The sequence below is a fragment of the Bacillus cereus group sp. BfR-BA-01309 genome (assembly GCF_022664315.1).
Taxonomy (GTDB): Bacteria; Bacillota; Bacilli; order Bacillales; family Bacillaceae_G; genus Bacillus_A; species Bacillus_A mobilis.
The window spans coordinates 70,031-94,532 of the sequence record NZ_JAKUHE010000001.1 but is presented as its reverse complement, the minus strand read 5'-3'; the positions used below and the strand labels follow the sequence as shown (position 1 = coordinate 94,532).

Below are 24,502 nucleotides of genomic sequence, written 5' to 3'. Positions count from 1 at the left end.
CAATAAATGTGCTTTATATTACGCAATTAAAAAAACCGTATTCTTAAATTGAAAAAATACGGTTTTCATCTATATAAGTTAAACTACAAAATTTATTCTCAAATTCATTTTTTCAGGTGGACTTCACAAGTATAAACCTATTTAAATAGTATTTATACTTATATACTCCCCATCAAAAATATCTATATAAACAATTAGAACTCTGTTAATACTGGGAATTTATAACCTTTAAAATCTAACTCTTTATTACTTCGCACCATTAAATACTTACTAGACTGAAATTCTGTAAACTGTACATCCTCAATCCCTAATTGATCTGGAGAGAAATAAAATTCGATTTCTGTAAATCTTTCAGAAATTCCCTCGCAAATTTCATCTAAAACTGGAATTACTGGTGCAAACACTCCATATAATTTCAACTTTTCATTATCTACTTCATACACAATTAGAGCATCTAGCTTCTCTGAATAATACAATTTCTCATTCCATTCTGAGTCATACATATTCAAATAAAATGAAGGATGGAAGTTTAATGTTGAAAAATTATTTGAAAGTCTTTGACTACTATCAATAGTTTCATGTATTAACTTTCTATCCTCTTCCATATAATAATCTAACTTTCTAAGTAAGGAATCTTTATTCTTCTTTTTATCATATGGAATAGTCATCAAATACTCCTGCACAACTTTAAACCCAAATGATTCATATAGTTCAGGTTTTTCTGTAAACAATAATGTACATTCACATTTCTTATCGATTTCTTCTATCATTTTATTCATTAATTGTGTCATGAATCCTTGTCTACGAAAATTAGGGTGAGTCATTACCGATTGAATTCCCGCTGCATTTATTCTTTCACCATTTACTAGCAATGGTAACGAAAATGCCGCAACATTTGCAATCGCTTTATCGTCATGTGAAAATGATAAAGCTTTGTATGTATCATCCCAATAACCTCTCTCCGAAAAATCATTCAATGTTTGAATTGTAATCCCAAACACTTCTTCAAATAAAGGAAATAACTGCTCTCTTTTCGGTTCTTCTAAAAGAAGTTTTTCAAAATTTTCAACATTCCCCATGTTGTCCCTCCATACGTTAATTCCATCAAATTAGATATAGTTGTAGAACCTGCTCTTAAAGTAATAGGTCTTACCAATCAATATACTATCATAAAATATAAAAAAAAAGTCTAATTAATTTTATGTTTCGACTATTCGAATATAAGTCGAATAAAACAATATTAGGATTTTTGAATATTAATAAGTTTATTATATAAAAATAGTGCTTTCTAAGTCGTTTTTACTAATAGAAATGCACCATTTATAAAAAATATTTTTTTATTATTTTTTTCCTTCTAATCTCTCCTGCGTGTTAATTTCTTCTCCCCTCATTCGCTTTTCAAACGTTAGTCTCCAACTTGTAGAAAGTGCATGAACATCTAAGATCCTTTTTAATCCTTCTATATTTTGTTTTTCCTTATGCATGATACGATTAGCAAATGCCACTGTTACACCTTTCGGATCAGACTTCAGTAACTTTAACGTATCAACAGGTGATACCCATCCTTCTTTTAATACGCGAAAATAAAATCCTGTATATCCTGTTTCTTGAAAATACAGTGGTAACTTTGGAATATTGTATTTCTTAGCTAATTTAAAACAAGGTTGCCTTGGCTGTGTTACTTGTACAGTTGCTTCTCCAATTTGAAATGTATCACCAATACAAACATCCTCTTCACGCATATCACTAATTGTTATATTTTCTCCAAATGCTCCATACACAAGGTCTTGATTCAATTCTTTTTCCCAATATCCATAATGTTCTCCCGAATATACGCACACCGCTTTATCTACTCCGCCATGATGAACTAAATCCGCCTGGCCATCCCCATTAAATTTTACAAAGGATAAAAACACTGCTTCCTTTACTTGTTTCTTATTTATACCTGTATGAATTACCTTTCCCCCGTACGTAACTTCTTTTGGTAATCCTATATTTAAAGATAATAATTGATATTCATTAGCCATTCTATTTCCTCCTTTAAAGGTGTTACATGAATTTTCTCACTCAATTTATTTTCGCAACTATCTCTGTTATATAAAGATGATTATAAAACCCGAAAAATCATTGTTCAATCCTATTATTTATATAATAATGATAGGTATAGCCTATCATTAAACTTGAGGTGATCCCAATCGAATTACGACAACTTGAATACTTTTTAGCTGTTTCAAAAGAATTACATTTCACAAAAGCAGCTGAGAAATTAAATATTTCACAGCCTTCTCTAAGTCAGCAAATACGTGCATTAGAACATGAAATAGGAATGCCGCTTTTCGATCGCATTGGTAAAAAGATATCTTTAACTGACGCAGGAAGGATTTTATTATTACATAGTAAAACCATTTTTCATGAAGTTGAACAAGCTCGTTCCGCCATTCAAGACTTAAACGGATTACAGCAAGGCTCCTTAACAATAGGGGCTTTGTTAACCGTCGTAAATTACTTACTACCATCAGCTATTTTTAATTTTAATCATTTATATCCAAATATAGAGCTTTCTGTATTAGGGCTTCGTACAGGAGATATTCGCGAAAAATTATTACAAAACGAACTAGATATTGGCATTACATTTCTCCCGGTGCAAGATAAAGAAATTATTTCTATCCCGCTATACAAAAGCGAACTTACATTAGTCGTACCAACCGGTCATCAATTAGCTGAATGTAATCATATATCTATTGCTGAATTACAGAACTATCCTTTAATTCTTTTACCTAAAAATTTCTTTTTAACCGAATTAATTTCATCTCATTGTCAAAAATTCAACTTTAAACCAAAACCAATTTTAGAAATTAGTACGATGGAATCTTTAATCCAAATGGTTTCAAAAGGAATGGGAATTACCGTATTACCAAAACCGTATATAGACTTTTTACAAAATAAAAACATTCAAGCTATTAAAATAGAAAATCCTACTCCAACTATAGAAATAGGGCTTATTTATAGAAAAGATAAATATATGTGTGCTGCAACTCGAGAATTTATTGAGCAACTAAAAATAACAGTACGTTCTTTACAAAGCTAAACGAACAAAAGAGATTATCCTATAAAACCGTTTCACAACGCTCTAGTAGAATAATCTCTTTTCAAAACAAAATACAATATAACTTTTAAACTCAAATAAATTTCAATGTACCTTTTTAGATATTGGAATATATTTCGTAAAATATGCCCCCACTAGTAATAAAACAATTGAAATTAACCAAATAAAAATACCGCCAAAGTTAAACCAATATGCAAGCAAATTTAAGATTGCTAGTGTAAAGCAACAAATTGAAGTTAACGCACTTTTCAATCCTTTTACCCCTGCTTTTTTTCTTTTTTCATAAGTAATATACATTGAAACGGCAATAAATAAGATAAGAACAATCGGTAACATAACTTTTAGCAATGGCAATCCCTCCAGTATATATACCTTTCTATCACCATTTTATCCCATTTAATCTTTTGAAATCAATTCATTATGCTCTTCTCTCCAAAATTCAGCATACGTTGTATTTTTAAATTTCACATTCACCTCAGAAAAAGATAGACTTTCTCCAACTTTCAATGAGTACCAGTCGTTGAAAAGTGGAGATCCAAAACAAATATTCATTGTGCGATTATGCAAATCAAATAAGACAGAATGCAAAGTTCCAAACCATTCTTCATAATTATGTACTGTCAGCCCAGTAGGATACTCTTTTTCTACTAAACCTTTTAAAGATTCCATACTCACTTATTCATTTCGGTTTAAATGATCATACAATGTGTGATATCTGTTTGTAGATTGTTCTAATCTTCTATTATTCAATTTTTGAATAGGCACACTAATCGCATGGTTTGTTGATACGATAAAATCATGACTTTCCTCCTCAATTGTGGTTATTGATTTATATCCGTCAAATATTTCAATACGCGCTGCGTCTAGAGGATCCGCTACAATTAGATTGACATTACTTGCAATTGGCATTTCAACTATTAGTAATTTCGCCTCCTGCACATTTTTACATTTCTCCAATAACACTCGAATTACCGCAAAACATTGTAAACCATTTAACACTGGCTTTCGTAAGCCTTCAATATTTCCTACTGGTTGACCACATGCTGAAAATGTAACAGCTAACCCATGCTCGTTAACTCCTTCTGTTCGTCCGAAATATTGAGTAGAAAAGCCACTATGCACATATGCACCTTCAACATGTGTTGAGCAAAAACGCATATCATCTATTTTTGGCGACAAATCATAATTTCTTAATACATATGTGTGCTTTGAATCTGTCTTTTTAGGTAATACGACACAATGACTACATCCTGCTTTTAATAGTGTTTGGTAATAATACATCATATGTTTAGAAGGAATTTTCAACACTTCACAAAAACCTTCAATTTCTTCATTAATCCCAGGACAATATTGATGTAATATATTTCTAGATTCCGTCCAATAGTTTTCTGATACTAAATGTTCTTGTTGTATAAATTGTGGAATGAGATACGGATGACTTTTCACAAACTCTCCTTGTTGCTTTCCGATATCATAATGACTTCCTTTTAATGATGAAAAGTACCCCTTTACTTCATACATCACATTTCCCCCTCACATTGAATATATCCATATCATATTAAAAGGATTTTATTCATTCTTGATGTTTTTTACTGTTTTTCAAATCAAATTTGGCTGGAATAAAGAAAACAATTATAAAATAAAAATTAGGAAACTGTAATCATTAACAGTTTCCTAATTTACCTATACTATATTATCCCCTCTTCCACCAACGTTTCTGCAATTTGAACAGAGTTCCAAGCGGCACCTTTTAATAAATTATCGGCAACGATCCAAAGATGGAAACCATTTGGTGTATCAGGGTCTTTTCTAATTCTCCCGACAAATGTATCTATTTTTCCTTCTGCATTCAATGGCATTGGATACAACTGTTCACTAGGGTTATCTTGTAATATAACACCTGATGCATCCAGCAACACTGCTCTTATTTCTGCGACAGTTGCTTCTTTTTCAAGTTCAATATAAACCGATTCTGAATGCCCTGAAACAACTGGAACACGCACACAAGTAGCTGCCATTTTTAAATTGGGATCTTCTAAAATTTTCTTCGTCTCTTGAATCATTTTTACTTCTTCAAATGTGAAATCATTATCTGTGAATATATCTACTTGTGGCAGTACATTAAATGCAATTGGATAATGTATTTTATCTTTTTTCACGGGCAGTATAGTACTTTCCACTTCTTCACCTGCAAGCATTGACTTAGCCTGTTCTGTCAATTCATGAATCGCGTGAACTCCTGAGCCTGATACAGCTTGATATGTTGAAACAATAATTCGTTCTATACCAAATGATTTTCGTATTGGCTGAAGAGCTGTCACCATCTGTAATGCTGAACAATTCGGAACTGCAATGATACCGTTATGTTCCTTTAAAGTGTGCGCATTTACTTCTGGAACAACGAGCGGTACATCGTGAGCCATTCGGTATTCACTCGTGTTGTCAATTACGATTGCACCACTAGAGACTGCATGATTAACAAATCGTTTGGAGACTTCTCCTCCAGCGCTAAAAAAGGCAATATCTACCCCTTCAAAACTAGTTGTTTTTGCCTCTTGTATCATTATCTCTCGTCCTTGAAACTGCACTACCTTACCAGCGGATCGTTTTGACGAAAGCAATGTAACTTCAACTATTTTAAATTTAGTTTCTTTCTCTAACAGTTCAATAATTTTCTGTCCAACTGCACCTGTAGCCCCCACAACAGCTACATGATAGCCCTTTTCAATCATCTTTTCTCCTCCAATACCACTTAAATAAATATTTCTACAATTTCATTTTATAAAGAATTTAACCATTTGGAAAATTGAAATACGTGATATAATCATTCACAAATCATGATAATAAAAGAGGGATCGCTTATGGAAATGAGACATGTTAAAACATTTTGTGCCATCGTTAAGTATGGTAGTTTTTCTAAAGCTGCTCAAACGTTAAGGTATGCGCAATCTACTGTAACAGCACATATGAAAGCATTAGAGAACGATTTACATCTCCCTCTTTTTGATCGATTAGGGAAAAAAGTTCTTCTTACAAAAGCAGGTCATCAATTTCACCCTTATGCTCTAGAATTACTTGCTATTTATGAAAAAGCACAAGAAATCCCTCAAAATAGTGATAATTTAGAGGGAACATTAAGTATTACATCTAACGAATCATTAGCAGTGTACCGATTACCACAATTATTACGTACTTACAAACAGGAAAATCCGAAAGTAAATATAATACTGGAAACAAATACAAACGAACATGCAATGAATAAGCTACGTGAAGGAGAAACAGATGTTATTTTCATAATTGGAGAAAGTATGGAGCATAATGATTTTATTACGCGTACTTTTTGTAATGAATCATTTGGATGGATTTTACCTTCCCACTACTCTACGCACTCTAATCCATTTTGTTTATTAAAGGATACCCAGTTTATCTTTACAGAGCAAAGCTGTGGCTATAGACAAATGGTAGATCGTTTTTTACGTCAAAGCGGGAATATTCCAGCTAAAACATTTGAAACTTCCAACGTTGAAGTCATTAAACAATCTGTCATGTGTGAGTTAGGAATTTCAATTCTTCCTTACATCGTTGTACAAGAAAGTTGTGAAAAAGAGCAACTCTGTTTTCAGCCCATCGAAACGCCAGCAGTTATTCAAAGCCACGTAATCTATCATAAATCTAGATGGATTTCACCCGTTTTACAATCGTTTCTTTCCTTACTAGAGAAAGACTAAAAGGTGCACACAAAAAAGAGTAACTGCCTAATAAGCACTTACTCTCTTCCAATGTTATCTTATTTATTAGTCTGTCCCCCGCCTGCAATTAATTTACTGCCTGAATATGTACCTTTTTGCATAAACAATTGATTGATTAATTCTTTTTGTTCCGCTTCTGACAGTACTCCTTTCCCTTCGCCTAAATTGCCGCTTTGTAATTTCCAAATCTTATTGTGATCCGCGTCCATCTTTTCATATTTCCCTTGTTTCCATCTCTCTAAAATGTCTGCATATGTATTTCCTTGTACTAGATCATTACTCTTTACAATATCAAGTAAACTTTCAATACGTTCTTGTGTGATAAAAATATAACCCCACTTTTGATCAGCTTTCGTTTTTTGATGTGCCATTTCATGTAAAGCTGTCTGTATGTTCTCATCTGTCCACTTGAAATTTTTATTAAAACCGCTATTTGGTAATGAATGATTGCCATTTTCTAAAAGCTTTGCATCTTCAGCTTTTACATTACTATCCGCTAGTACTTCTGCCGCTGGAGCAGCTGGTGATGCCTTTTTCGCAGCTGGTTTACTATTATTCAAATAATACAGCATACCATATGTTACACCTACTCCGATTACCGCCATACCAGCTATTATACCTATTATTTTTAATAATGTTTTCATCTTGCTTGTTTCCTCCCGTATATCCCATTCATAATATCTATTTACAAAAAACAGATGCAGCATCTCTTTTTTCGCTGCTTACTACAATTTTTTTCATACTAGTTAACATAAACATAACTTTTACTTTCTAGAAATGTAGCAACTCCATCCTCATCGTTACTTTTAGCAATAAATTTAGCGACTGCCTTTAATTCCTCAACAGCGTTGCTCATCGCTACACCAAACCCACAATTCTCTATCATTTCCATATCATTGTAGTCATCGCCAAAGGCAATAACTTCAGATACACCTCGATTTAAGTACTGTAAAACATATTGAATACTATTCCATTTTGAAACTTCTGCATGCATAATTTGACACAATGTCCCGTCATCTGTAATGACTGCCTTGCATTCATCAGGCAATTCTTTAATAAATTTCTGGTTTATAGAGCCTTTCGTACAAATAATTGCTTTAGAAGCTTTTTCAAAGTCTAAATCTCTTACATCCATAATTTCACATGGTATATTACCAAAATAATCAGTAACATCAAAATTTGAATACAACTTATCACCTATTTCAAGACAAATTTCATAAAGATTATACTTGTTTGCTATTTCTATGATTTCTAAAATATTATTTTTAGAAATCTTCATTTCATATAAAATATCATTCCCTTTAAGAACTAGAGCCCCGTTATAACAAATGATAATCTCACTCTTTAACACGTCGGGAATATACTGTTTTATAGCTCTTGGCGGCCTTGCCGTAGCAAAAATCAATTCGTCTCCATTATTTTTACATTCTCTTAAAACATTAATAGATTTCTCTGAAATTGTTTTATCACTTTTTAATAAAGTCCCATCGAGATCTGAAATTATAATTTTTTTCATACTTACATTTATTCTCCTTTCGCAAATAATAACTCGAAATATTGATTATTTGTTGAATCAACTGAGTTTTGGTAAGTAGTTAATCTTTATCTACTTTTTTCAAGTCTCATTTTCATTTATTACATAGTCTCTATTTCCTGAATCACATATACATTTCCTTATATTATATTTCTTTCCTTTATAAATTGAAAGATTATTCTGTAAAAATAACCCATCTATTTCAAATGCAAATCCACCTCTAAGCATTTCATTTTTACTTTATAAAAATATATGCTAGCCTACATATAAAGGAGATGAATAAATATGAGTTACAAATTGGGATCAAGGACATATGAAACTCTCTACACTTTTAAAATATATTCACGCTCTTATTAGGAATAAAAATGTCTATGGTATTGATATTTGCGGTGAACTACCGGTTTATCCTTCTCATCTCTTTCTAGCTACATATACAAATGCCATTAAGAAAAATGAAGAAGCAAACTTACAAATTTTAAAATCAATTTATAATAGATAAAAAAAACAACGAGCACCTTATAAGGCACTCGTTGTTTTTATGCACGTTGTTCTTTTAACCACTTCGTAATCGTATCTAACCTCGAAATATCAAAACGGCTCCCTTCAGACACATTTAAATTGTTTAAACTTTTCACAATTGCTAATTCATTCGATTTTACACTTTTCGCATCAATCATTTTGCAATACCCGTCTGTAACAGCATTTAAATTTTCATAATAACGTTGAAACGATTTTGATATTTGTAAATGTTTTTCAAAGTTTCTTCTTCTTTTTGTCTCGTCAGATTCTTTCCGTTTTCTAAGTTCTTCATCATTCGTATATAAATAAAAATATTGATCAGGAAAACCAATTTCCCTATGTATCAGCTTTTCTTTATAAAAGTTTTCTATTAAAGATAACGGCTGATTAAATACCTCAAAATGGAAACACCAATTATAACTAATTGGCTGATAAATATCACCATCAAGTATTACTAATTCATACTGCTCTGACTTCTGCACTGCTATTTCCCAGCGCTCTACTTGTTTTTCAAAATACCAGGTTGTATGCTCATTTTTTGGTCTTTCAAATAAAAAATTCACTTCAGGTATAATATAAGCACCATAATTTTTTTCTAACTCACGACAAGTGCTGCTCTTACCAACAGCACTTGCTCCCTCAAACGCTATAATCCCCATTGTTTCTCCCACTTTCATTAACTTAAATCTCTTTGCCTCGCTTTTTTCCCCCATAACTGTCTCCATAATACAATTGAAGAGATAGAAAGCATGATTGTTGTTATGATACTCCCCTCAATTCCAAACGACCCTCCATGAAGGAATTCCGATCCGCTTGTTACAGGTTTAAAGAGTGGTGTAGAATACATCGTCATTCCACTTACTGCAAAGCCATAAATATTAAACTGTGCCCAATTCCACAACGAATGCCACGCGCATATCCCCCAAAGACTACTGTCCTTCAGAACATAAAAAGCTGCAAATACACCAACTAATATTATATTCGAAATTGAAAGAATTGTAATACCTGGATTTAGTAAATGAAGAAAGCCAAATAAAAAAGAAGTTACAACAACTCCGATCCATATACGGCTTCTAACAGAAAGGACTGGAAATAACCAACCTCGAACAACTATTTCTTCTGTTGCACCTTGTATTAAAAAAGCAACTAAAGACCCCACAATTCCAAATATAGCGGTTGGTGTAATTTGTTGCATTTGTAGTTGTACATTTCCTGTTAATAAAAGTAGCATGACTGGTATTGAAATGAAAACAAAACCTATTAATGCACCTCTCAAATATTTTCTCATCCACTCGTTTCTCCAAAAGCCAATGGATGAAATTGATCTTTTTTCTACGAATCTAATCCATAAAAAAACAAAAAATATAGCACCTCCAAACGTCAATACCATCTCAATATCGCTATAAATTGCCTTCATTAAAAGTGTTTCTGCTTTCGGTAAAAACAACATAAATAACATGAACAATTCACCTAAAGTTAAAAATACAATTGCAAGTATAACAGCGAATATTGGATGAACTTTTTTTCTTCCCTCTTTGGCTGCTTCAATTGTTTTAAATTGCAATATTCTCGCCTCCTTAACAAATATATCAACACTATTCTTATACTATATATCGTTTTCCTAACACAAATTTCCAATAAAAATATTCAATGTTTAGCATAAACCCAAATTTGGAATAATATATAAATAAAAGAGATGACTTTGTGCGTTTTACTATTATCACCAAGATTATTCGCTGGTATTACCAGCACTTGCTATTTCCCACCATTTGTTGTAAGATAGTAATTAAGGTCAATTTAACACTATATTTTCTTTGCATATTATCAAGTATCAATCTGGAACATTTTGTACTCCTTATGGGTTTTTGATAATATGTGAACTTTTATTTTTCATTCAAATAAGGCCGATCATATTGTAATCTTTTTAAATTTTAGGAGGCATTACCATGACATTAACAGGTAAAGTAAAATGGTTTAACAGCGAAAAAGGTTTCGGTTTCATCGAAGTTGCAGACGGTAACGACGTATTCGTTCACTTCTCAGCTATCACTGGCGACGGCTTCAAATCTCTTGACGAAGGTCAAGAAGTTAGCTTCGAAGTTGAAGACGGTAACCGTGGACCTCAAGCTAAAAACGTTGTAAAGCTATAATTCAAACAATAAAAAGGTTGTTACCAGCTCGGTTAACAACCTTTTTAATATATAACTAAAATTTTTTACATAAAAGGAGTGGTTATATGTATCGCAATCGAAAGAACGATGTAGCAGAGGTACCACCAGAACAAACGCCTGTTTGGGAATGTGAAGCAGATGATTGTTTAGGGTGGATGAGAAAGAACTTTTCATTTGAAGAAGAGCCTAAATGCCCTTTATGTAAAAGTAGCATGAAAAGCGGAGAACGTTTATTACCTAAATTAGGTTAATTTTTACTTAACCCCTCTTTTATAAGAGGGGTTTTTTATTATAAATTTATATTCTCTACATCCGTTCGAACTATAGAATACAATAGCGCATCATGTTGCTTATTTCCTTGATGAATGTATCCACGTAATAACCCTTCCTTATGAAAGCCTATTTTAGATAACATTTTACAAGAAGTAACATTTTCAGGATATGTAATAGCTCCAATTCTAAATAAGCCTAAATCTTGAAATCCATAATGAATAATTTCTTGAGCCGCTTCTGACGCATAACCATTCCCCCAATAACGAGGATGTAAGTCATATCCAATTTCAGATCGTTTACTCCATAGCTGTAAATTATTTAATCCTATTGTACCTACTAAAGTATTTGTTTCTTTTAATACAATCCCCCATCGTATTGCCTTTTTCTCGAAGTAATTTTTTGAAAAAGATTCAATCATACGTGAAGCTTGTCCAAACTCTGTAAAAGAATTCATACCGTAATAACATGTTACTTCATCCAATGAAAAAATTTCATATATTTTTTGACAATAAGATTGTTCTATTTCAACTAAACGTAAACGTTCTGTTTCTAATATAGGAAATGCCACAGGATCACTCCTTTCTTTCTACACATTCATTATAGCAGAAAAAGTATTTATAATTAGGAAAGTCCTCAATGTCCCATTAATCAAATATTTCTAGAGAAGCTTATCCTCTTAATTCAATACGAACTAAGAGTAACCCTTCTTACTATTGCATGAATAGAAAAAATAAAGAGATGATCAAAGTACTATGATCATCTCTTTATTCTCTATTTTTAAAATGAATTTTTTCATTTCCATCACTCCACTCAAAATAATATGTCTAATAATTTCGATTCCGTACTCACTTTTCCCTTCTAAAACAACACCCTTCCCCATACATTTATGGTAAAATATAGTTAATGTCATATTTTATTGTGGAGGTGTAAATGTTCTATGTATATATTCATCGGCTTGTCCCTCTTACTCATATTACTCATTTTTTTATTCGCAAAAAAGTTCGCTCCAAACTCATTTATGATGACTAGTTTTAAAGGCAATAGCTTTAAAACTTTTTCAATCGGCATTTTAATTGCAGCCACTCTTTCTCTTTCATATGGAATCTATCACGCAGCAACATATCAACCTAAACATTTAGATATCACACTACAAAATCAAAACTTTACTGTTTTCGGTAATGTTGGAGAGGTTGGATATTTCTCAGAAGAATTACTAAAAAAAGATACAGAAGTTGAACTATATTTCGCCTCTTGGAAACCAATGCAATTAAATAACCCAGAAATAATAGTAAACTATCCTTCCGGTAAACAGGAAACATGGAAACCGAACATAACATTAATTCCTGCCAATAAATTAAAAGAACAACATAATATAAAAGAACTCTATCAACTCTCATCATATTCATTTAAAGAATCCGGGAACATAACCTTAACAATTACTGAGAATAATACAACAAATAAAAAGGTCTCAATTCAAGTAAAATAAATAAAATGTCCCTCCAACATAACGGAGGGACATTTTATTTATATATGTATTATTAATTTGACGGTTCATGCAATGTTGCCATTATTTCATTTGCAGTGTTCTTTCCATTTCCAATACATGCGCCAATTCCGACACCGTAATATGACGCACCAGCTAAGTATACATTAGGATAAAGATCCGTCATTTTTTCTTGTAATGTTTGAACCGCTTGATTATGTTCTAAATGATATTTCGGCATTAAATCTTTCCAATTTGTAACTTCAACTACTTCTGGTTCACCTTTAATTCCGAGACTCTTTTCAATATCATATAAAGCGACTCTTACTAATTCTTCTTCACTATAGTTTTGAATCGTTTCATATACTGGATTGGTACTCTTATAAAACATTCTTACTAATAGCTTTTGTTTTCCAGATGTATGTTTCCACTTCCGGCTTGTCCATGTACAAGCATCACAATGTAAATCACTATTTTCCGTTACGATAAATCCTGTGCCGTCCGCCGGTAATTGTTCATCTAATATGTCAAATCCTAAGTAAATACTAATAAGAGATGAGTTTTTAAATGTATGAAACTGCTCGTTTAACTCATTAGACTGTAATAAAGATTCTGCGATATTATGCGGAGCTGCTACAACAACATAATCAGCTTGGATTGATTCGTGATTTGCAAAGGAGATTTCATAGCGATTACCTTGTTTCCTTACAGCTGTCGTTACAACACCTTTCTTAACAACAGTCTCAGTTAGCACTTCTTCTAAACGATCAATAATCGTAGATAGTCCACCTTTAAATGATACGAACTTTTTGTTTCCTGCTGATTGAAACTGTTTTTTATTCTCTTCAAAACCTTTAATAATACTTCCATATTTATTTTTATAATCCAGTAAATACGGTAATGTCGATGCCATAGTAAGTTCATTCAATTTACCGGAATATACACCTGAAAGCACTGGGGCAATTTGTCTTTCCACTAATTCTTTCCCTAAAAAGCTTTCTAAAAATACAGCAAGTGAAGTATCTTTTGTAAACTCTTTATTTTTCGTTATGAAATCTTTTAAAGCAACAATTTTCCCTTTCGTTGATACTAGCGTACTGCTGAACAATGACTCGACACTCATCGGTATCCCAAATATAGTGTCAGAAGGAATTGGATGTAAAGTATTATCAGAATATATGTAAGAAATACCTGTTTCGTTATATACCATTTGTTCTTCTAAATTTAAATCTTTTACAAGTGGCATAACATGTTCATTACGAGCAACGATAGAATCTGCCCCTGATTCCATAATAAAATCTTTTTCTTCTACACTATGGATTTTACCGCCTAAATACTTTTCTTTTTCTACAAGGATTAAATTTAAATCAACATTATAATCCTTTTTTAATTTTTCTAAATAAAACATAGTAGAAAGTCCCGTTATACCTCCACCGATAACAACAACTGTTTTCATATGTGCTGCGCTCCTAACCGATACAATTAATAATTCCTTTATTATTATACCCAAAAGTCCTTATATTCGACTAGCAGCTTGTGCATTCTGTAAGAAATTAGACAATATATTCGAATAGATTTCCGGTTGATCATTATGCACTAAATGACCAGCAAACGGAATTACAGCAATATGTATATTGTCGTTTAATTGTTTGAAGGTTGTGGCAGCTACAACTTCATCTTCTGAATCTCCCCCAGCAATACAAAGTGTAGGAACTTGAAGATTACCTACATCGCCAGCTTCATCGAATGGATACCAATCTTTAACTTGCCACGATTCAAGCAATGCTTTCCAATCACTTTTTTCATGAATTTGATTCATATAAGTTACAACTTCTTCATTTTCCATCAATTGCTGATGACACTTCGCTTCATACTCTTGAGACTCCTCCCAATTTTCTCTCTTAAGCGGAAAGATACCTGAAAAAGTTAATGTTCTCACTCTATCTGGATAGTTTTTTGCAAATAATAATGCGACTAATCCTCCTAGGGAAACACCAGCTATATGACATCTATCAATTTGTAAATGTACTAACGTATCATTTATATCCTTTACAGAACGTAGGAAATAATTCTCTAATGTCCCCCCTGACTTTCCATGCCCTCTTAAATCAGGACGAATGACTTGATAATTTTCTTCTTGAAAGAATGCTACCTGCTCTTCAAATTCTACTAAACCTGTCGTACCACCAGAATGTAACAGCATAATTGGCTCCCCTTCACCTGAAATATGCGTATATAAAATCATATATGCCCCTCCTTCCAAATTGAATATTCTATTAATTAACAGTATATAGAATATTTATCTGAATTTCCAAATAAAAAAGAACTATAACATTTTCACATCATGTCATAGTTCTTTTTATTTTAAAAACATAAAGTAATTAATCAATTTGTCTATTTCTTGGCTTAATGCCAGTACTTTTTCATGTTGAATTCCATAATCCGATACTAAATATAACAACTCTTCTTTTTTAATTTCTATTACTTTCTCTAATTTCACTAATTCCATGTCGTTTTACTTCTCTCTCCAATACTAAAATGTATGTATTTTAGTATAGCCTATTTACATAATTAGTAAAAGTAAAATACGTATGTAAAATCTTACAAATTTTAAAATAATAGACTAACTACAAAGAAATTTTAAATTTACCCCCTTTATATAGATCATTAGACTCCATTACATATTAATAATAAATCGAAATTTCTCTAATGTTATTTCTTTATATTTTGGAGCTCTCTTTATATGATCAAAATAACTATATGAGAATTTAAAGACATGTCCGAAATTCCAATCAAATGTACTATAGTCTTTTAACCAAAATTGATTTTCTGTTGGTAATATATGAGCACGTTTAGATTCGATTAAAGGTAAACGGTCTATTGGTGAGTGCAAGTTTATTTCAGTATTCGGCATAAGATTTTGACTAGCACGTAACACGTATACTAGCTTTAACAGTGGTCGCATCGCTCGATGGAATATATCTCTATGCCCTAAGTCATACATAATATTAATTGCATGAGAAAAAGTAAGTAAATGACCCATTAAATCATGGTGTGCTTCCGCTCTATAAATAATATTAAATTGCGAGAGCTCCTTCAAAATAAATGTAGATAATTGTTTCGGATTTCTTAATTCATTTACTATCTCATCTTTTATATGTAATTGTTTTACTTCCTTTGTTGTAAAACCAATCCACGATCTACCAGGAATTGTTTTACGAAACGAAAATATAAGGTTAGTAATCCCTTCAATCTCTTGATTATCGCCCCATTTTTGTAACTCTTTCATAGCTAATAAACTTAATGCAGCATAAATGACATTATGCCCCACCCAATGAAGTTCATCAATTGTATGTTCCAATGATTCTATAATCATTTTTTCAGCACTTTGAAAATCAATTTCTTCTTTATTATTGATGATTCCACCTAGATTTTGCTTGTTCAGCATCCTTTTTGTTTGGGAAAAGATATTACGAGTTATTTCTTCTTCCATATTGTTATCTTTTATGAAAAAATAACTAGCAATTGCAGCTGCTCCGAAATGTGCATGCCAAATATCATTTGTTTGTCTTTTACATTGAGCAATAATTGAAAGGCCACTTTTTAGAACAGTTTTATTTTCCATCTTTTTATCCCCCATAATAAAAATTACTTTATACTCATCCTAAAGATGGCGTCAATACAAATAAAATATGATTGGATTCATCACTTTTATTCAAAAAACGATGTTTCACATTTGGCGGAATACGTACAACATCGCCTTCTTCTAAAAAATATTCTTTTCCTTCTAACTCCACATACACTTCTCCTTTCATGACAACAGCAATCTCTTCCTTATCTTCATGTGAATAATGACTTTCCGTTGTTTTTGCTTGTTTATTTAAATCCATCATTAACATTTCAATACGAGCTTTCATAAAATCCGGTGTTAATACATCATACACAATGTGATCATTGTTTTCCCTATATACTTTTTTCCGATCTTTTTTCTTAGAAATGAGTGAATCTGTATCGATTTCATTAATAAAAAGTGTAAATAATGGTACATTTAATGCTTTCGCAATTAATTCCAATACACTTAAAGAAGGATTCGCATGTCCTCTTTCAATTTGACTAATTAATGACGTGCTAATCCCTGCATAATCAGCAAATTCACGAATTGTCATATTATTTTTCTTACGATAACTTAATACAGTTTGTCCGAGTCTATCATGGATCATAGTAAAAACTTCCTTTCGTCCATCATATTGCAGCTTTCGCTGTCTTTGTGCTGACATAGTAAACAAAGGCAAATAATCCTTTCCTATCATCTCAGTGACTTATATACTTACCTTTGTACATTATATCGTATTAAGTTCATTATAATAAACATTGTATCGGAGGAACAAACTGTGAAATCACCTATTCTCTCATATTGCATCTTATTTTTTGGCGTATTCGCCCTATCAACTTCAGCAATTTTTGTCAAATTAGCAGACGCTCCTGCGGCTATCGTTGCTTTTTATCGATTATTCTTTGCTGGACTGATTCTGTTACCGTTATTACTATTTAATAAAAATAATCGAAGTGAGCTAAAAACATTAACAAGAAGACAATGGGGATTCGGATTCCTATCGGGGTTATTTTTGGCCGCACATTATGTACTTTGGTTTGAATCCTTACAATATACTTCTGTAGCAAGCTCTACAGTTATCGTAACGTTACAACCTTTATTTTCAATGATTGGTGGTTACTTTTTATTTAAGGAGAGATTTACGAAAGGAGCAGTTATTGGTTGCCTAATCGCCATTTCTGGAAGTAGCGTTATCGGATGGCAAGATTTCCAAATTAGCGGAGAAGCTTTATACGGGGACATTTTAGCGTTTATTGCAGCTGGAATTATTACCGCATACTTTTTCATTAGCCAACATGTTCGTAAAGATTTATCACTTATACCGTATTCGGTAATTAGTTATGGAAGTAGCGCCTGTTTTCTTGGTATATTTGCTTACATGCAAAACGAAGCTTTCATCCATTATTCTACACAAACTTGGGTATGCTTTATTGGCTTAGCTTTCATTGCAACGATTTTAGGGCAAACAATTTTTAATTGGTTATTAAAATGGATGAGTGCTACTGTAATATCTATGAGTATTTTAGGAGAAACAATTGGGACTTGTATACTAGCGTACTTTATATTAAATGAGACCATTTCTATACAACAAGGACTAGGCATTACAGTTATTTTTATTGGCTTAGCATTATTTTTATTGCAACCAAAACTGCCTAACAACAACTAACAAATAAAAAGCATGACAGTATACTGTCATGCTTTTCACTATTCATTATGTACGATTAAACCATCAGGTCTAAAACGACTCATCATTATTTCATTAATAAACTTTCCGTGAGCCTTCAAATTCCCTATCTTTACTCCCTCTTCTACAAATCCGAATTTTTCATATAGTGACTTCGCTTTAGGATTCGTTTCTAAAACACCAAGCTCTACTCGCTCTAACATTAACCAATTATCAGCTAAATCAAGCATTTTTGTAAGAAGTGCTTTCCCAATACCTTTATTATGATATTCACTATCTACCCCTATAAATAAATCACCCGAATGAGATCTACGGCCTGGACTTTGAGTTAACCCAACAAATCCAACAACTTCCCCGTCACACTCTGCAACAAATTCAAATTGATTTAGCGCTAAATTTCGAATTCTATTTTCCATTGCATCTACACGCATACTAGGCAAGAAAACCATATAAGGTAAAACATCATCTTGTATACATATACGATGAATAGCTCTAGCATCTTGAATTTCTACCGCTCTTACTTTGATCCCCATATCTTTTCTCCTCCATATCCATAACAATTCATATTCATTCTAGAACCATGGGTGAAAGCCCTTCTCTTCTATATTTCTTTATGTTATTTTTACATAATTATTTCAGTATAGCATCCGATTTACGAAAACCTTATCTACACCGAATTACAGGTTAACTTTTTACTTTATTATATAACTCAAGTAGATTTTCAATTGGAATACCATTTATTTTCATACCAGTTATATCACAATTTTCTATTTCAATATTTTTCAGATTACTATTACTTATCGTACTACCTTCTAAATCACATCTATTAAATAAAATAGGATTTTTATCTTCTCCAAGACTTGTATCTGTAAATTGAACTCCACCTAAAGTCACAAAAGAAAATTTACTACCAGAAAGATTTAAATCTGCATATGAAGAACTTCTAAAATTTATATTTCTAAATTTTGATTGACTTACATTACAATTACTCATATTCATATGCATTATATTACTCCCAACAAATGAAATGTTTTTTGCATTCACTTGATAATACTCTGTATTTGCTAGATTACAGTTTTCGTATTGGCTATTTTTCATGTCTTTATTCTTCATTAGGTTCCCTTCAACCGACTCTACAGTTATTCTTTTTACATAACAATACTCATCTTCAGATTTAAAAATTATTTCATAGCCCATTTTTTTATAAAAATGATGATTATTACGTTGTCTACTAGATGTTTCGAGATCCCAAATCCTTATGCTTGGATATTCCTCTTCTATTAATTTAATAACTTTTGATCCAATTCCTTTTCCTTGATAAACAGGCTCTACAAAAATACGATCAATTCGGCCATATGACTTGCCTGAGATCGTAACTATAATTCCCCCGATTATTTTCCCATCTATTATCACTTTGTAACAATCCAATTCTTCAATCGAATATTTCATCATTTCAACTGAAGAATAACCTGGTGGTTGGATGTTATAGTCAATTACATCCCCTTGACCGCATAGCCATCGTTTTGCTTCTTCATCAAATGTTTTTGTCATTATTTCTGTTAACTTTACAGCATCTAAAATTGTAGCTTTTTCTATATAAATTATCGTCATTTTATTTTCCCCTTCATTGCTACAAACCAATAACTTTTGTGAACGAAATAGTTATTCATTTACTTTTATTTTTAAATTTTTGCCCATGATTACATATGGAACATCATTTTTACTTGGATGAAATGGCTCTAATACATCCACCCAATCTAATCTTTCATATAACGAACGCGCCTTTTGATTGTTTATTTGTGTTGTTAAAACGCTCGTTCTATTTGAAATCCCTTCTAATAATTCATTATGTAATCTTGTTCCAAGTCCTTCATTTCCATATTGCGGGTCCACTGCTAACTCTACAAATTCAAAACAATCTTCTAACCATTGCTCTACTTGTCCACAATTTAATGATTTTCTCATTAATTGATTAAAGTACTGTCCTTCTAATGAGCGATAACCATAAGTAAAACCAATAACTTCATTTTCATCATTTAGGGCTATCACGCCTTTAAAATCTGTATACCCCATGTGTCTTGTAATTCGTTCTACCATTTCATCAAAATTTTTTTATCAAATACTTTACAATATAGTTTTGCCATATTCATAATTATGGCTTGATCTTTTCCTATAGGTAATATTCTCATTTTTTGCCTCCTATTTTTAGTAATTATATTTCAAAGTTTTTATAAATAATCTTAAAATAAAGAATATTAAAACTACATACATATCTTTATATTACTAAATACAATAAACCTACACAATAAAAAGCTCTAGAGCATATTCAAAGAAATTCACGCTTTAGAGCTTTTTTTGTATTTCATTTTCTTCATTCGTTAAGCACTTTTCGTACCATAGTCTTCAATCGTCAGCTTAACATTATATTTGATTGGTGTCTTACTAAACACCTTATCCCAATTCTTTTCAACTTTCTTCCATACTTCTGGATACTCGATTTTCAAACTAGTGCTGAAACCAGCAACGTCAGTTTTATATTCCTTTTGAATCTTTTGTAATGTATGATGTACCAATCGCTTCACTTCTTGTTCCGTTGTTTGCTCTGCTCTTTTGAGAAATGCATTTTTAAATGCCGCATCAGACGCCCAACTTTCAGATATTCGCCCTACAGACTGAACATTTACATCAAAAGAAATTTTATCTCCTTTTACATGGGATTTAATTTTACCTTTTATAGATTTTATTTCATACATAACAGGTTTTTTCGTCTTTTTATCATAACTTTTCACTAAACCACCTTTTCCATTTGCAGTTATCCACGTTAAACCTTCTAATTCACTTTCATTCAAACAGCCACGGAGTTTTTTTGTACTTCCTTTAATTACGGCAGCACCAACGTACTTCACTTCTCCGTTTATAGAAATTACATTCGGCAAAAGAAAACTCCCGCCAGATTTCACCTTCCCTGGTAGTTTAGCAAGCGACACAGGTGCTAATAATCGTGAGGTTCGATACCGATTATCCTCAATTTCCAGTAAGCGGAACGCTGGAATTTCTCCTGGTTCTTTTGATTTTAACGCATCTCTAGCAAGCCCTTTACTAACTATAACAAGACAACTAGGTCGCATCTCATTATCACGAATAAAGAAATCCATCAACTGTGTTATGTTATATGTTCGAACAATGTCTTCACTTACTACTATTACTTTCGTATGATCAAAAATGATAGGCCTTTGTCTTCTTAATGCTACTTCACGAATAGATTGATGAAGTGAATCACCTGTTTCTGAAACATTCATATAAGCTTTTTGTTGCGCTACTCCACCTTTTCCTCCATTTGATGATGATTGTGCTCTAACAAATTGATAGGTGGTTGTTATTGCGTGCTTCTTATTTTTATAACCACCGCCCTCTTCTTCGATTTCTTTCTCAATCTTTGTTTCTTGTTCTTTATCTATTGCTAAACCCATTGCAAAACCCAATTCCTCAATTTCACGACCGCTCCAGCACCCTGTTAGTAATAAAGGAAAAACAATTAGCGTTAATCTTATAATGATTTTTCTAATTTTAAGATTTTGAGTCATAACTTTGCTTCCTCCACTTCGAAATCATAAGAAGTAGAAAAGGAATAATACCAAATAATATTATTGCTCCGTTACTAATCATATTTCCAAGTTCAAATAATTCATTAATATTTTTTGGAAGTCCTGCAATGATATATATTATTGGAAGTAATCCATACAAAAAGGAATGAATATTCTTATTAAATATCTGTGCTAATCCTAACGCAGCTGCGTAATAACAAATTGTATACGTTGCAAAAATTTGCATAGTCCATATCACTAGTAACAAAGATTCAAATCGTTCAAAAACTAAACCTTGAATCTCAAAACTTCTCATAAGATCAATTGTAGGCCATGTTCTCACTAATACCCCATCGATAGAAAATGCACCTATAACCATCACCACTGTAATGACATAAAAAAAAATCGGAATCGTAGTACCAATTATAATAACCTTGACAGCTTGAGATGGCTTCTTCATAAATGCTAAAAGGAATAACATGATTTCTGCACCCGTATATGCCGTTGTTGTTGTTTTTAGGCCTTTTAGTGCTGGAAGAATCCCTAATCCCAATACAGGACGGAGGTTATTAAATTCGAATATTCCGACACTCATAAACGATGTCACTAAAAAAATAAGAACTGTAATTGGAAAAATAATTTCAAATATACGTGCTATCGCATTTATTCCTCCTAAGTTTAAATAAAGACTTATCCACATAAATGGCATAATAATGGCCCAATCAGGCGTACCTTCTAATAGAAAGAAACTCGTTATCCCTGTTAACGTTCTCAGTTGAAATGAAGCGGATGAAAAAAAATAACAGATAATCGACAAGCTAATTAATACTCCAAGCCATTTCCCTACAATTTCCTGGCTATATTGATAAAATGTTTTTTCAGGAAATTGTTGACTTAATTTCACGATAATTATTCCTGCAATTATCGCGATTACCCCTCCTAAAATAACAGTTATCCAAACATCAGGTGTATGTATTTTCTCAGCTGCTGTTCTAGGTAAAGTGAGAATGCCGATAGCAAGTATAGTATTAATCAGAATAACAATTGCTTGTGACGTTGGAATTTTATCTTTTGAATTGATTATCATTCCTTTTCCTTTCCTTTCCTTACATAGTCTTTTAAATTCAACATTTTTGGACGCCGTTTCATCATCTGAATTGGCATTCGAAACATAAAATCCTTCCAATCAGAAAATTGATATAAAACAGCTGGACTAGCATAAGGTACACCAAAACTTTTAAGCCTTGCAATATGACTACATATAAAGAGGAAAAATAGTACAACTCCATATAAACCAAATATCGCTGCGAAAAACATTGCGACAAAGCGAAGAATGCGTAATGGGATTGCCGTACTATAATGGGAAAGAGCAAAAGAAGAAATAGCTGTGGACGCTACAACAATTACCATTATTGGACTCACAATTCCAGCTGATACGGCAGCTTGTCCAATGATTAATCCTCCTACAATTCCCATCGCTGACCCAATCGGCTTAGGCAGTCTTAATCCTGCTTCTCGTAAAATTTCGATTGCAATTTCCATAAACAAAGCCTCTATAATCGCAGGGAATGGAACACCTTCTCGTCCTCCTATAATTGAAATTGCCAATTTAGTCGGAATCAATCCAGGATGAAATGATATAAATGAAATGTACAGAGCTGGAGCAAATAATGAAATAAAAGCCGTTACAAAGCGTAATAACCGAATCAACGTACCGGGTATCCAGCGCTCATAATAATCTTCAGGTGATTGCATCATCATACTAAATGTAACCGGAACGATTAACGCAAAAGGTGTTCCATCTAATAAAATTGCAACCCTCCCCTCCATTAATGCCGCAATCACTTTATCAGGCCGTTCCGTACTCTGCACTTGTGGGAAGGGACTAAGATAATTGTCTTCAATTAGTTGTTCTACATAACCTGATTCCGGTACATTATCAATATTAATTTTCTGAATCCTCTTCTTAACTTCTTCTACTAATTCTAAATCAGCTATTTCTTTCATAAAGGCGACAACCAACTCTTTCTTTGCCCGTTCTCCTACTTGTAATTTTATTAAAGATAACCCTTCATTTTCGCCGTGTAAACGTAACAAGGCCGTATTATCAGACAAAACTTCTGTGAAACCTACCCGCGGCCCTCTAACTGATCCCTCTGATATTGGTTCTTCAACATTACGCGTTTTTCCCTTTTTTGTATTTAGTATTAATACATCTGAAAACCCATCAATTAATAATGCCGTTGAACCCATTAACACTTTTGGCATCATTTTTTGTATAGATTGTACTTCATCAATTCCACTAACAGGAAGAACACGGTTTTTAATAAATTCTTTTGAAATGCTCTCTTTTACATTAAATGATTCACCTTTATACGTATCATAAAAATTACACATCAGTGATTTCAAAATATGCATATCAATAAGATCTAAATTAGACAGCCCTTCAATAAAGACAATAACAGCTCGAATGCTAGTCCCGCCGATGTTAAACTCTCGACAATAAACATCCGAGTTATAAATTATCTCTTTTTGTATAGCCTCCAAATCTGAATTAAAATTACCTGTAAAAAAATACTCAGAAACTTTAGTAGGATTATCCCTATTTGTTTTAGCCTGTCCTTGACTTTGATTAACCATTGAATCCTGTTCTTTCACCTTCATCACTCTTTCTTACAAAGCTTCAAGTACATTCGAACCTGTTAACCTCCTTCCCTAGTTCTCGCCTTCTCCAAATGTCCATATTCTTCTTCAATTGAATCTAACATTAATTCCAAATTAGTTTG

The 24,502-nt window shown here is 32.4% G+C and carries 25 protein-coding genes and 3 pseudogenes; 7 read left to right on the top strand and 21 right to left on the bottom strand.

Features of this window, described 5'->3' with window-relative positions; all coding sequences use genetic code 11:
• Positions 1-194: 194 nt before the first annotated feature.
• Positions 195-1,079 carry a GNAT family N-acetyltransferase gene (locus tag MR115_RS00460; protein WP_242239226.1) on the bottom strand — a complete coding sequence of 295 codons (885 nt, stop codon included), beginning with the start codon at positions 1,077-1,079 and terminating at the stop codon, positions 195-197.
• A 261-nt stretch (positions 1,080-1,340) separates the two neighbouring features.
• Positions 1,341-2,027: an MOSC domain-containing protein gene (locus tag MR115_RS00455; protein ID WP_242239225.1), complete on the bottom strand. Its 687-nt coding sequence runs from the start codon at positions 2,025-2,027 to the stop codon at positions 1,341-1,343.
• A 158-nt stretch (positions 2,028-2,185) separates the two neighbouring features.
• Between MR115_RS00455 and MR115_RS00450 the strand changes: the two genes are divergently transcribed.
• On the top strand, positions 2,186-3,088 hold the full coding sequence (locus tag MR115_RS00450) for a LysR family transcriptional regulator (RefSeq protein ID WP_242239224.1): 903 nt from the start codon (positions 2,186-2,188) through the stop codon (positions 3,086-3,088).
• Positions 3,089-3,190: 102 nt separating this feature from the next.
• Here the strand turns inward: MR115_RS00450 and MR115_RS00445 are convergent, their stop codons facing one another.
• The 3 genes and pseudogenes from MR115_RS00445 to MR115_RS00435 form a co-directional block, all read right to left on the bottom strand.
• Positions 3,191-3,454, bottom strand: coding sequence for a hypothetical protein (locus MR115_RS00445; RefSeq protein WP_242239223.1), 264 nt, complete (start codon positions 3,452-3,454; stop codon positions 3,191-3,193).
• A gap of 48 nt (positions 3,455-3,502) precedes the next feature.
• Positions 3,503-4,627 (bottom strand): annotated as a pseudogene (locus MR115_RS00440) (C45 family autoproteolytic acyltransferase/hydolase).
• A gap of 167 nt (positions 4,628-4,794) precedes the next feature.
• Entirely contained in the window at positions 4,795-5,838 is a 1,044-nt protein-coding gene (locus MR115_RS00435) for an aspartate-semialdehyde dehydrogenase (RefSeq protein WP_242239222.1), read from the bottom strand.
• Between the two features lie 105 nt (positions 5,839-5,943).
• Here MR115_RS00435 and MR115_RS00430 point away from each other — a divergent pair, with 105 nt between their 5' ends.
• Positions 5,944-6,834: a LysR family transcriptional regulator gene (locus tag MR115_RS00430; protein ID WP_242239221.1), complete on the top strand. Its 891-nt coding sequence runs from the start codon at positions 5,944-5,946 to the stop codon at positions 6,832-6,834.
• 59 nt (positions 6,835-6,893) lie between these two features.
• On the opposite strand, the gene MR115_RS00425 is transcribed toward MR115_RS00430, so the two are convergent.
• Positions 6,894-7,499 carry a PRK06770 family protein gene (locus MR115_RS00425; RefSeq protein ID WP_242239220.1) on the bottom strand — a complete coding sequence of 202 codons (606 nt, stop codon included), beginning with the start codon at positions 7,497-7,499 and terminating at the stop codon, positions 6,894-6,896.
• A 98-nt stretch (positions 7,500-7,597) separates the two neighbouring features.
• Complete coding sequence (locus MR115_RS00420; protein WP_242239219.1) at positions 7,598-8,371, bottom strand: HAD family hydrolase; 774 nt, start codon at positions 8,369-8,371, stop codon at positions 7,598-7,600.
• Positions 8,372-8,678: 307 nt separating this feature from the next.
• On the opposite strand from MR115_RS00420, the pseudogene MR115_RS00415 reads away from it, so the two are divergent.
• A pseudogene (locus MR115_RS00415) lies at positions 8,679-8,888 on the top strand (arginase family protein); the annotation flags it as partial.
• A gap of 37 nt (positions 8,889-8,925) precedes the next feature.
• Here MR115_RS00415 and MR115_RS00410 read toward each other — a convergent pair.
• Together MR115_RS00410 and MR115_RS00405 are read right to left on the bottom strand one after the other, a co-directional pair.
• A complete protein-coding gene (locus MR115_RS00410) occupies positions 8,926-9,567 on the bottom strand; it encodes a DEAD/DEAH box helicase family protein (RefSeq protein ID WP_242239963.1) in 642 nt (213 codons plus the stop codon).
• 17 nt (positions 9,568-9,584) lie between these two features.
• The gene (locus MR115_RS00405) at positions 9,585-10,472 is read right to left on the bottom strand and encodes a CPBP family intramembrane glutamic endopeptidase (protein WP_242239218.1); all 888 of its coding nucleotides are present in this window, start codon (positions 10,470-10,472) and stop codon (positions 9,585-9,587) included.
• Between the two features lie 382 nt (positions 10,473-10,854).
• Here MR115_RS00405 and cspD point away from each other — a divergent pair, with 382 nt between their 5' ends.
• Positions 10,855-11,058 carry a cold-shock protein CspD gene (gene cspD / locus MR115_RS00400; RefSeq protein ID WP_000176365.1) on the top strand — a complete coding sequence of 68 codons (204 nt, stop codon included), beginning with the start codon at positions 10,855-10,857 and terminating at the stop codon, positions 11,056-11,058.
• A gap of 86 nt (positions 11,059-11,144) precedes the next feature.
• The gene (locus MR115_RS00395) at positions 11,145-11,330 is read left to right on the top strand and encodes a cold-shock protein (RefSeq protein ID WP_061679056.1); all 186 of its coding nucleotides are present in this window, start codon (positions 11,145-11,147) and stop codon (positions 11,328-11,330) included.
• 38 nt (positions 11,331-11,368) lie between these two features.
• On the opposite strand, the gene MR115_RS00390 is transcribed toward MR115_RS00395, so the two are convergent.
• Complete coding sequence (locus tag MR115_RS00390; RefSeq protein ID WP_061679057.1) at positions 11,369-11,920, bottom strand: GNAT family N-acetyltransferase; 552 nt, start codon at positions 11,918-11,920, stop codon at positions 11,369-11,371.
• A gap of 369 nt (positions 11,921-12,289) precedes the next feature.
• On the opposite strand from MR115_RS00390, the gene MR115_RS00385 reads away from it, so the two are divergent.
• A complete protein-coding gene (locus MR115_RS00385) occupies positions 12,290-12,838 on the top strand; it encodes a hypothetical protein (protein ID WP_242239217.1) in 549 nt (182 codons plus the stop codon).
• Positions 12,839-12,890: 52 nt separating this feature from the next.
• Here the strand turns inward: MR115_RS00385 and MR115_RS00380 are convergent, their stop codons facing one another.
• The 5 genes from MR115_RS00380 to MR115_RS00360 all read right to left on the bottom strand — a co-directional run bounded on the left by MR115_RS00380 (position 12,891) and on the right by MR115_RS00360 (position 17,055).
• Positions 12,891-14,291: a protoporphyrinogen oxidase gene (locus tag MR115_RS00380; RefSeq protein WP_242239216.1), complete on the bottom strand. Its 1,401-nt coding sequence runs from the start codon at positions 14,289-14,291 to the stop codon at positions 12,891-12,893.
• Positions 14,292-14,351: 60 nt separating this feature from the next.
• Positions 14,352-15,080 carry an alpha/beta fold hydrolase gene (locus MR115_RS00375; RefSeq protein ID WP_242239215.1) on the bottom strand — a complete coding sequence of 243 codons (729 nt, stop codon included), beginning with the start codon at positions 15,078-15,080 and terminating at the stop codon, positions 14,352-14,354.
• A 114-nt stretch (positions 15,081-15,194) separates the two neighbouring features.
• Positions 15,195-15,344, bottom strand: coding sequence for an aspartyl-phosphate phosphatase Spo0E family protein (locus tag MR115_RS00370; protein WP_000424361.1), 150 nt, complete (start codon positions 15,342-15,344; stop codon positions 15,195-15,197).
• 168 nt (positions 15,345-15,512) lie between these two features.
• A complete protein-coding gene (locus MR115_RS00365; protein ID WP_242239214.1) occupies positions 15,513-16,460 on the bottom strand; it encodes a hypothetical protein in 948 nt (315 codons plus the stop codon).
• 34 nt (positions 16,461-16,494) lie between these two features.
• Positions 16,495-17,055 carry a helix-turn-helix domain-containing protein gene (locus MR115_RS00360; RefSeq protein ID WP_063261085.1) on the bottom strand — a complete coding sequence of 187 codons (561 nt, stop codon included), beginning with the start codon at positions 17,053-17,055 and terminating at the stop codon, positions 16,495-16,497.
• A gap of 171 nt (positions 17,056-17,226) precedes the next feature.
• Here MR115_RS00360 and MR115_RS00355 point away from each other — a divergent pair, with 171 nt between their 5' ends.
• Positions 17,227-18,114 carry a DMT family transporter gene (locus MR115_RS00355; protein WP_097864290.1) on the top strand — a complete coding sequence of 296 codons (888 nt, stop codon included), beginning with the start codon at positions 17,227-17,229 and terminating at the stop codon, positions 18,112-18,114.
• 38 nt (positions 18,115-18,152) lie between these two features.
• Here MR115_RS00355 and MR115_RS00350 read toward each other — a convergent pair whose 3' ends face one another.
• The 6 genes and pseudogenes from MR115_RS00350 to MR115_RS00325 all read right to left on the bottom strand — a co-directional run bounded on the left by MR115_RS00350 (position 18,153) and on the right by MR115_RS00325 (position 24,380).
• Positions 18,153-18,665 (bottom strand): GNAT family N-acetyltransferase, encoded by a 513-nt coding sequence (locus tag MR115_RS00350; protein WP_242239213.1) that lies wholly within the window; start codon positions 18,663-18,665, stop codon positions 18,153-18,155.
• Between the two features lie 151 nt (positions 18,666-18,816).
• Complete coding sequence (locus MR115_RS00345) at positions 18,817-19,743, bottom strand: GNAT family N-acetyltransferase (protein WP_242239212.1); 927 nt, start codon at positions 19,741-19,743, stop codon at positions 18,817-18,819.
• A 51-nt stretch (positions 19,744-19,794) separates the two neighbouring features.
• Positions 19,795-20,321: pseudogene (locus tag MR115_RS00340) on the bottom strand (GNAT family N-acetyltransferase).
• Between the two features lie 189 nt (positions 20,322-20,510).
• Positions 20,511-21,716, bottom strand: coding sequence for a Ger(x)C family spore germination protein (locus tag MR115_RS00335; RefSeq protein ID WP_242239211.1), 1,206 nt, complete (start codon positions 21,714-21,716; stop codon positions 20,511-20,513).
• Positions 21,700-22,803, bottom strand: coding sequence for a spore germination protein (locus tag MR115_RS00330; RefSeq protein WP_242239210.1), 1,104 nt, complete (start codon positions 22,801-22,803; stop codon positions 21,700-21,702). Before MR115_RS00330 ends, MR115_RS00335 begins: the two co-directional genes overlap by 17 nt.
• Positions 22,800-24,380 (bottom strand): spore germination protein, encoded by a 1,581-nt coding sequence (locus MR115_RS00325; protein ID WP_242239209.1) that lies wholly within the window; start codon positions 24,378-24,380, stop codon positions 22,800-22,802. The genes MR115_RS00330 and MR115_RS00325 overlap by 4 nt, the downstream gene beginning before the upstream one ends.
• Between the last annotated feature and the right edge of the window lie 122 nt (positions 24,381-24,502).